The sequence below is a fragment of the Streptomyces sp. SID5910 genome (assembly GCF_009862125.1).
In the GTDB taxonomy this organism is placed as follows: Bacteria; Actinomycetota; Actinomycetes; order Streptomycetales; family Streptomycetaceae; genus Streptomyces.
In genome coordinates, this window is the sequence record NZ_WWHX01000468.1 from 1 (window position 1) to 9,010 (window position 9,010).

Below are 9,010 nucleotides of genomic sequence, written 5' to 3' on the forward strand. Positions count from 1 at the left end.
TCGCGCAGTTCCCCGCGCCCCTTCGGGGCGCCCGCTGGCCGGCGTACTGAGAGCACCTAGCCTTGGCCAATGATTGGGCGTTCCGTCATCGTTACGGAATTCGGGCCGGAGTGGCCGTAACCCCTGGGTCGCACTGCCGCGGACCAGGGGTTTTCGGCATCCGAACACCCGTCCTTTAGGACGGGCTTGTCCGGATTCGGCGATGGGCTTGTAACAGCGGTTAAGGGGTGGATCCGGCGCGGGAAGGCCCCGGTCATGACGCACAACACCCCGCTCTCCCCCCGCCCCCTCCACCACCTGGCCGACGGCCGGCGCCGGCTCATGACGGCCGCTCAGCTGCGGGCCCACGGTGTCTCGGCCGCCGAGGCCAACGAGCAGTGCCGCCCCGGCGGGCCCTGGCAGCAGCTCCTGCCGAACGTCGTGCTGCTCCACCCGGGTCCGCCCACCAGCGACGAGCGGCTGCACGCGGTCCTGCTGTACGCGGCGCGGGAGCGGGCCGCCGGGGTGCCGGTCCAGCCCGGCGCGGAGGGGTCGCCGGGCCCCGCCTACGCGGAGGCGGTGATCACGGGTCTGGCCGCGCTGACCCTGCACGGCTTCAGCGGCGCTCCCCCGCTGCCGTCCCTGGACGCCATCGACGTCCTGGTGCCGCGGATGCGCCGGCTGCGCTCGACGGGCTGCGCGCGGATCGTGCGCACCGCCGCGCTGCCCGCCGCCGAGCAGGTCACCGGGGTGCCGGTGGCGCCGGTGGCGCGTGCTCTGGCCGACGCGGTGGCGGGGCTGGCGGACGCGGGCGTCGTCCGCCGGCTGCTCACGGAGGCGGTGCGCGGCGGGCACTGCGAACCCGCGGCGGTGGTGCGGGAGCTGAACCGGGCCCGGCTGCTGAACCGGCCGCACGTGGTGGACGCCGTGGACTCGCTGGTGGCCGAGGGGCGGGCGATCGCGGAGCAGCGCCTGTACCGGATGGTGCGCGAGCACGGCCTGCCGGACCCGGTGTGGAACGTCGATCTGCGGCTGCCCGGCGGCCCCCACCTCGGCGGTCTGGACGCCTACTGGCCGGAGCAGGCGGTGGCCCTGGAGCTGGACACCCGCGCGCACCGGCAGGAGGACGACGCGCTGTGGTCGGAATACGCCCGCAAGCGCGAGCACTTGGAACGACTGGGCATCACGGTCGTGCACGTCACGCCGCGCAAGCTGCGGGAGTCACTGGAGCACCAGGCGGCCGTGGTGCGAACGGCGTTGATGGCGGCCGGAGACAGGGAACCCGCCGCATACGTCGTGGTGCTGCCCCGGTAGTGACGGACCGGGGCAGCATCAGGAGGGGAGAGGAGGGACCGGCGGGCGCGACTGCCCGCCGGTCCCTCCTCATGTCCGGCCGCTCCCGCCCTCTCCCCGCCCTCGTCCCGCGCCACGGGATTGTCACCGGCCGTCCCTTACGTCCCCGATGGCGTATGGCGGAAGTACGCCATGACTCCCAGACGTCACGGACAACTCTCCCCAAACACTGATCCCTTGCGTAAGGCTGAGCGGTCGTCCGGGATCGCATTCCGGACCGCTTCGGCCAGGACCGATCGGCCCTGGTCGTACACGCTCGTTCCTTCACCACCAAGGGATGCAGATGACCCACACCCCCCAGCGCGAACCGATACCGGGCGCGAGACGCGCGGCCCGCATAGCCGTGGCCGCGGGTCTCGTCGCAGCGCTCTCCGCGGCCGGGCCGCTACCCCTGGCCCTCGCGGCCGACGGCCCGGGCACCGGGACCGTTCCGCCGGCCGACGCCTCCGTCAAGTCGGCGCACGACAAGCTCGGTTCGGACGACGCCGACCGGCTCGCCGAGGCGAAGGCCGACGGCACGAAGAGCGTCACGCTGATGGTCGCCACCGCGCCCGGCCAGACCGAGCAGGTCGCCCAGGAGCTGGACGCCGTCGGCGGCGGCTCCGTGGGCCGCACCTACGACAAGCTCGGCTACGTCCGCGCCACCGTCCCCACCGCCAAGGCGGACGCGGCCATCGCCGCCGCCGCGAAGCTCTCCTCCGTGCACGGCATCGACCTGCGCGACGAGATCCCGCTGGACGACCCGACGCCGAGCGCGGACACCGCCAAGGGCGCCTCCGCCAAGGGCCGTTCGTACCCGGCGCCGGACCGGAAGACCCCCGCCGAGAACCCGTACAACCCGTCCTTCGAGACGGGCGCCGTCGACTTCGTGAAGAAGAACCCGAAGGCGGACGGCCGCGGCGTCACCATCGGCATCCTCGACTCGGGCGTCGACCTCTCCCACCCGGCGCTCCAGAAGACCACCACCGGCGAGCGCAAGATCGTCGACTGGGTCACCGCGACCGACCCGGTCGTCGACGGGGACGGCACCTGGCGCCGCATGGACACCGCGGTCTCCGGCCCCGCCTTCACCTACGGCGGCCAGAGCTGGACGGCGCCCGCCGGGTCCTACCAGGTCAACGTCTTCCGCGAGTCCGTCACCGCCGGCGGCGACGCCAAGGGCGACGCGAACCGGGACGGCGACACCACCGACTCCTGGGGCGTCCTGTACGACGCCAAGGCCGGCACGGTCCGCGTCGACCTGAACAACAACCACGACTTCACCGACGACACCGCGATGAAGCCGTACAAGGACGGCTTCCAGGTCGGGTACTTCGGCACCGACGACCCGAAGACGGACGTGGCCGAGCGCCAGCCGTTCGTCGTCGAGATCCGCAAGGACGTCGTCTTCAATGACGCCGGCGCCAAGGCCGACTTCGTCAACATCGGCGTCATCGAGTCCGAGCACGGCACCCACGTGGCCGGTCTCACCTCCGCCAACGGCCTGTTCGGCGGCAAGATGAACGGCGCGGCTCCGGGCGCGAAGATCGTCTCCTCGCGGGCCTGCTCCTGGTCCGGCGGCTGCACCAACGTCGCGCTCACCGAGGGCATGATCGACCTCGTCGTCAACCGCGGCGTCGACATCGTCAACATGTCGATCGGCGGCCTCCCGGCGCTGAACGACGGCAACAACGCGCGCGCCGAGCTCTACACGCGGCTCATCGACACCTACGGCGTCCAGCTGGTGATCTCCGCGGGCAACGAGGGCCCCGGCGCCAACACCATCGGCGACCCGGGCCTGGCCGACAAGGTCATCTCGGTCGGCGCGTCCATCTCCCGCGAGACCTGGGCGGCCAACTACGGCTCCGAGGTGAAGACGAAGTACGCGATGATGCCGTTCTCCTCGCGCGGTCCGCGTGAGGACGGCGGGTTCACGCCGACGCTCACCGCGCCCGGCGCGGCGGTCAACGCCATCCAGACCTGGCTGCCCGGCGCCCCCGTCCCCGAGGCGGGCTACACCCTGCCGGCCGGCTACGGCATGCTCCAGGGCACCTCGATGGCCTCCCCGCAGGCCGCCGGCGCCTCCGCGCTGCTGCTGTCCGCCGCCAAGCGCGAGGGCATCGACCTGACCCCGGCGAAGCTGCGCACCGCGCTGACCTCCACCGCGGACCACATCCAGGGCGTGCAGGCGTACGAGGAGGGCGCGGGCCTGGTCAACGTGCCCGACGCCTGGCGGGCGATCAAGCGCGGCGCCACCGCCCACGACTACACGGTCAAGGCGCCGGTCGACACCGCGATCGACCAGTTCCTGAAGACCCCGGGCTACGGCACCGGCCTGTACGACCGCGAGGGCGGCCTGAAGGCGGGCCAGAAGAAGACGTACGAGATCACGCTGACCCGTACGTCCGGCGCCGACAAGGCGGTTCGGCACGAGCTGCACTTCGAGAACAACGCCGGGCGCACCTTCCGCATCGTCGGCTCCGACGAGGTGAAGCTGCCGCTGAACAAGCCGGTGACCGTCAAGGTCGAGGCGCGGCCGGGCTCCGCGGGTCTCAAGAGCGCGATCCTGGAGGTCGACGACCCGCGCACCGAGGGCATCGACAAGCAGGTCCTCACCACGGTCGTGGTCTCGGCGCCGCTGAAGTACACCTTCTCCGCGAAGAACTCCGTGCAGCGCAACAGCACGCAGTCGTACTTCGTGACCGTCCCCGAGGGCGCCAAGACGCTGGAGGTGGCGATCGGCGGGCTGAAGGACAAGAGCCAGACCCGGTTCATCGCCATCCACCCGTACGGCGTCGCGGTCGACGACACCTCCACGCCGAAGTGCTACAACAACTACCTCGACGGCAACGGCTGCCGGCCCGACGTGCGCGCGTACGCCGACCCGCGGCCCGGCGTCTGGGAGATCGAGGTCGAGGCGCGGCGCACCTCGCCGCTGCTGGACAACCCCTACACGCTGGACGCCACGGTCCTCGGCGCCGTCTTCGACCCCGCGGTCGTGACCGTGCCCGAGGCCAAGGCGGGTGTCCCGGCGGACGCGTCCTGGACGGTGACGAACCAGTACGCCGCCCTGGAGGGCAAGCTCGTCGGCGGCCCGCTCGGCTCGGCCGAGACGTCCCGTCCGACGATCAAGCAGGGTGAGACCGCCACGTCCACGGTCGAGGTGCCCGCGGGCGCCGCGTCGCTGGACGTCGCCATCGGGGGCGTCTCCGACGCGGCCGCCGACCTGGACCTGACGGTCTCCAAGGACGGCGCCGTCGTCGCGCAGTCCGCCGACGGCGACTCGGAGGAGTCGGTGTCGATCACGTCCCCGGCCGCCGGCACGTACACCGTGGAGGTCGCGGGCTACTCGGTGCCGTCCGGCGCCACCGAGTACGACTACCGGGACGTGTACTTCGCCGCGTCCCTCGGCTCGGTCACCGTGGACGGCTCGACGCCGGTGAAGCTCGGCACGGGCGCCTCGGCGACGGTCTCGGGCGGCGTGACCGCGCTGGCCGCCGCGCCGGAGGGCCGCGAGTTCTTCGGCCAGGTCCAGCTGGTGAACGCCCGCGGCACGGTCGCGGGCCTCGGCAGCGTACGGATCGGGACGGTCGTGCCGTAGTCCGGTACGGCAGGCCCTGAGGGGGCGGGCGCCCGGTGGGTGCCCGCCCCCTTCGCATGCCGGTGGGCACCGCCCGGGGAGTCGTACGTCACACCGGGCGCGTCACCGGGGTAACGCACCCTCCCACGGACGGCGTCGGCACCTCTGCCCGTGGGCCGAAAACCTCTTCCCAGGACGGAAGGTCACCGCAACTTCCGGCCCGTACCACATCGCGGAAGGGATTTACCACGTGCGGGCGACCGGCAGCCACGTGAGCGAGATCGCGCGCCGGCGGGGGTTTCCCGTCCATCCCTCGGGCAAACGATTGGACACACCGACCGGGATTCCGCACATGATGGAAGGGCCCCGCCCGCCCGGCCGGGTGCACGCACGTCACCAGAAGGAGTCACCGTGAGGGTCGGAATCGTCGGAGCCACCGGTCAGGTCGGCACGGTCATGCGCAGGATCCTCGCGGAGCGCGACTTCCCCGTCACCGAGCTGCGCCTGTTCGCCTCGGCCCGCAGCGCCGGCAAGGACCTGGACGGCGTCACGGTGGAGGACGCGGCCACCGCCGACTACTCCGGCCTGGACATCGTGCTGTTCTCCGCGGGCGGCGCGACCTCCAAGGCGCTGGCCGAGAAGGTCGCCTCGCAGGGCCCCGTGGTGATCGACAACTCCTCCGCCTGGCGCCGCGACCCCGAGGTCCCCCTCGTGGTCTCCGAGGTGAACCCGCACGCGATCACCGACCGCCCCAAGGGCATCATCGCCAACCCGAACTGCACCACGATGGCCGCGATGCCGGTCCTGCGTCCGCTGCACGCGGAGGCGGGCCTCGAAGCCCTCGTCGTCGCGACGTACCAGGCGGTGTCCGGGTCCGGGCTGGCCGGCGTGGACGAGCTGTTCGAGCAGGTCAAGAAGGTCGGCGACGACGCCCCGAAGCTCACCCACGACGGCTCGGCGGTGGAGTTCCCGAAGCCCGACAAGTACGTGGCGCCGATCGCGTACAACGTGCTGCCGCTGGCCGGCTCCATCGTGGACGACGGCCTGCACGAGACGGACGAGGAGCAGAAGCTCCGCAACGAGTCCCGCAAGATCCTGGAGATCCCGGAGCTGAAGGTCTCCGGCACCTGCGTGCGCGTGCCCGTCTTCAGCGGCCACTCCCTCCAGATCAACGCCCGCTTCGCCCGCCCGCTCACCGTGGAGCGCGCCAAGGAGCTGCTGGCCGGCGCCCCCGGCGTCGCGCTGACCGAGGTGCCGACCCCGCTGGAGGCGGCCGGCCAGGACCCCTCCTACGTGGGCCGCATCCGCCAGGACGAGACCGTGGAGAACGGCCTCGCCCTGTTCGTCTCCAACGACAACCTGCGCAAGGGCGCGGCCCTGAACGCGGTACAGATCGCGGAGCTGGTGGCCGCCGAGCTGAAGGGCTAGGAGACACCCGTCCCGGGGGGCGGTCACCGGGTGCCGGTGACCGCCCCCTCGGCGTGCCCGGCGCGGGCGACGGCGGCGAGGGCGAGCAGGGCCAGCCCGGCGCCCAGGCCGAGGACGGACGCGAGGCCCGGCCCGTCCGCGACCCGGCCGCCGGTGAACGCGCCGAGCGCGATGGCCGCGTTGAACACCCCGGCGAACAGCCCCGACGCCGCCTCGCGGGCCTCGGGGGCGGCGGCCGACAGCCAGCTCTGCGCGGACACCGAGACACCCCCGTACAGCAGCCCCCAGGCGACGAGCAGGGCGGTGGACGCGGCGAGCGACGCGCCGGCGGGGATCAGCAGGGCGACGGCGAGGGCGATGCCGGCCGAGACCGTCAGCAGCGCCCGGCGCGGGTCACGGGCGGCGAGCGCGCCCAGGGCGAAGGTGCCGGCGACGCCGGCCAGGCCGTAGACCAGGAGCAGGGCGCTGACCGGGCCGGCTCCGGTGCCGGGGACACGTTCGAGGACGGGGCGGACGTAGGTGTACGCGGCGAAGTGGCCGGTCACGAGCAGCGCGACCGCCGTCAGGCCGCGGGCGAAGCGCGGGGAGCGCAGCAGCCGCCCGAACGCGCCGGGGCGCACCGGCCGCTCGGCGGGCAGCGGCGGCAGCAGCAGGGCCAGGGCGCCCGCGACGGCGAGGGCGAGCAGGGCCAGCACGGCGAACGCCCACCGCCGGCCGGCGACCTCGCCGAGGAAGGTGCCCGCGGGCACGCCGAGCACCGACGCGACCGCGATGCCGCTGAAGACGACCGCGGTGGCCCGGCCGACCGAGGCCGCCGGCACCAGCCGTACGGCGAGCCCCGCCGCCACCGACCACACCCCGCCGATGCAGACGCCGACCAGGGTGCGGGCGGCGAGCAGGACGGCGAAGCCGGTGGCGAGCGCGCAGAGCAGGTTGGCGGCGGCGAGCAGGAGCAGCAGGACGCACAGCACCCGGCGCCGGTCGGCACGGCGCACGGCGACCGGCAGCAGCAGCGCGGCGGCCGCGGCGACGACTCCGGGCAGGGTGACGGCCAGGCCCGCCGTGCCGGGCGAGACGCCGAGGCCGGCGGAGAGCGAGGTGAGCAGGCCGACGGGGAGCATCTCGGTGGTGACGACCGTGAAGGTCGCGGCGGCGACGGTGAGCACCGCGGCCCACGGACGGCGGGGCGCGCCGGCGGACGGCGCACCGGACGGCGGGGAGTTCGTGGTCGTGGAGGACATGCCCTCCACCCTTCGGCGGCCGGGCGGCGGGAACAACGGCGAAGACCTCACGCTTCCATGAGCGTGACTCATCGATCGCGGGGAGGCAGGGCGCGGTGGCGGGACTGGAGACACGGGAACTGGAGTGCTTCCTCGTCCTGGCCGAGGAGCGGCACTTCGGCCGGACCGGCGAGCGGCTGTTCGTCTCGCAGAGCAGGGTGAGCCAGCTCCTGCGGTCGCTGGAGCGGCGGATCGGGGCGACGCTGGTGCACCGCACCAGCCGCCGGGTGGAGCTGACGCCGCTGGGAGAACGGTTCCTGGCCGACCTGCGACCGGCGTACGCGGCGCTGCGGGCGGCGGTGGAGGACGCGCGGTCGGCGGCGCGGGGTGTCGGGGGCACGCTGCGGCTCGGCTTCCAGGGGACGGCGGACGCCCGGCTGGTGCGGGCGGTGACGGCCTTCCAGGAGGCCCATCCGGGCTGTGGGACGGAGCTGGTGGAGATCCCGCTCGCGGACCCGTTCGGCGCGGTGCGCGAGGGGACGGTGGACGCGTCCGTGGTGCTGCTGCCGGTCGAGGAACGGGACCTGGTGCTCGGCCCGGTCTTCTCCCTGCGGCAGCAGACGGTGGCCGTCCGGGCGGACCACCCCTTCACGGGCCGCCCCCGCGTCACGGTGGCCGAGCTGGCGTCCGTGCCGCTGATCCGGCCCGCTCCCCCGGCGCCCGCGTACTGGCGGGCCGTGCAGGCACCGGGCGAGCTGCCCGGGCCCGAGGTGACGACGCTCCAGGAGGGGCTGAGCCTGGTCGCGGCGGGGCGCGGCGGGCTGCTGCTGTGCCGCCCCACGGCCGCGGGCCACCGCCGGGAGGACGTCTCCTTCGTGCCCGTGGAGGGCCTGCCGGACTCGGCGCTGGGCCTGGTGTGGCACCGGGAACGGGAGACGGAGACGGTGCGGGCCTTCGCGCGGGCGGTGGCGGCGGAGCCGGACGGCCCCGCTCAGGTCCCGGCCCTGCGGACCTCGTAGAGGAAGCAGCCGTATTCGACGGCCCGGACGTGGACGAGCGCCACGGCCGGGTCGTCGAACGCTTCCCGGAGGGCGTAGGGGAAGGCGCCGGGGTCCCCGATCAGGCGCCCGCCCAGGATGCGTCCGTCGGTGGAGTAGCGCCGCAGGACGCGGTGCGAGTTGGTGAAGGGCAGGCCGTCCGTCTCCGGTCCCGCGCACTCCTCGGCGAAGGCGTGGACGAAGACCGGCCCCTGTTCGTCGTACGCGCCCGGGTCGGCGCCCGTCGCCGCCGCCCAGCGGCGCAGCGGGGCGTAGGAGACGAGGGCGATCCGCTCGCCGGGGCGGCTGCGGCGCAGACAGCAGCGCAGGGGCGCGCCGCCCTCGTCGTCGGTCACGGGGGCGGGGACGCGGCCCGCGTCGTCGGCGGTGCGCAGTTCCTTCAGGACGTCCGGTGCGATGGGTCGTGCGGTGTA

The 9,010-nt window shown here is 73.8% G+C and carries 6 protein-coding genes; 4 read left to right on the top strand and 2 right to left on the bottom strand.

Going from position 1 to position 9,010, the window contains the following annotated elements; translation table 11 throughout:
• Nucleotides 1–255: 255 nt before the first annotated feature.
• The 3 genes from GTW67_RS16345 to GTW67_RS16355 all read left to right on the top strand — a co-directional run bounded on the left by GTW67_RS16345 (nt 256) and on the right by GTW67_RS16355 (nt 6,319).
• Nucleotides 256–1,293 carry a hypothetical protein gene (locus GTW67_RS16345; RefSeq protein WP_161165551.1) on the top strand — a complete coding sequence of 346 codons (1,038 nt, stop codon included), beginning with the start codon at nt 256–258 and terminating at the stop codon, nt 1,291–1,293.
• 322 nt (nt 1,294–1,615) lie between these two features.
• Entirely contained in the window at nt 1,616–4,912 is a 3,297-nt protein-coding gene (locus GTW67_RS16350; protein WP_161165552.1) for a S8 family serine peptidase, read from the top strand.
• 390 nt (nt 4,913–5,302) lie between these two features.
• Nucleotides 5,303–6,319 (top strand): aspartate-semialdehyde dehydrogenase, encoded by a 1,017-nt coding sequence (locus GTW67_RS16355; protein ID WP_161165553.1) that lies wholly within the window; start codon nt 5,303–5,305, stop codon nt 6,317–6,319.
• Between the two features lie 23 nt (nt 6,320–6,342).
• Here GTW67_RS16355 and GTW67_RS16360 read toward each other — a convergent pair whose 3' ends face one another.
• On the bottom strand, nt 6,343–7,560 hold the full coding sequence (locus tag GTW67_RS16360) for an MFS transporter (protein ID WP_161165554.1): 1,218 nt from the start codon (nt 7,558–7,560) through the stop codon (nt 6,343–6,345).
• Nucleotides 7,561–7,655: 95 nt separating this feature from the next.
• On the opposite strand from GTW67_RS16360, the gene GTW67_RS16365 reads away from it, so the two are divergent.
• Complete coding sequence (locus GTW67_RS16365; protein ID WP_161165555.1) at nt 7,656–8,558, top strand: LysR substrate-binding domain-containing protein; 903 nt, start codon at nt 7,656–7,658, stop codon at nt 8,556–8,558.
• On the opposite strand, the gene GTW67_RS16370 is transcribed toward GTW67_RS16365, so the two are convergent.
• On the bottom strand, nt 8,531–9,010 hold a 480-nt coding region (locus GTW67_RS16370), incomplete at its 5' end, for a DUF1203 domain-containing protein (protein WP_161165556.1). The two genes, GTW67_RS16365 and GTW67_RS16370, sit on opposite strands and share 28 nt — an antisense overlap.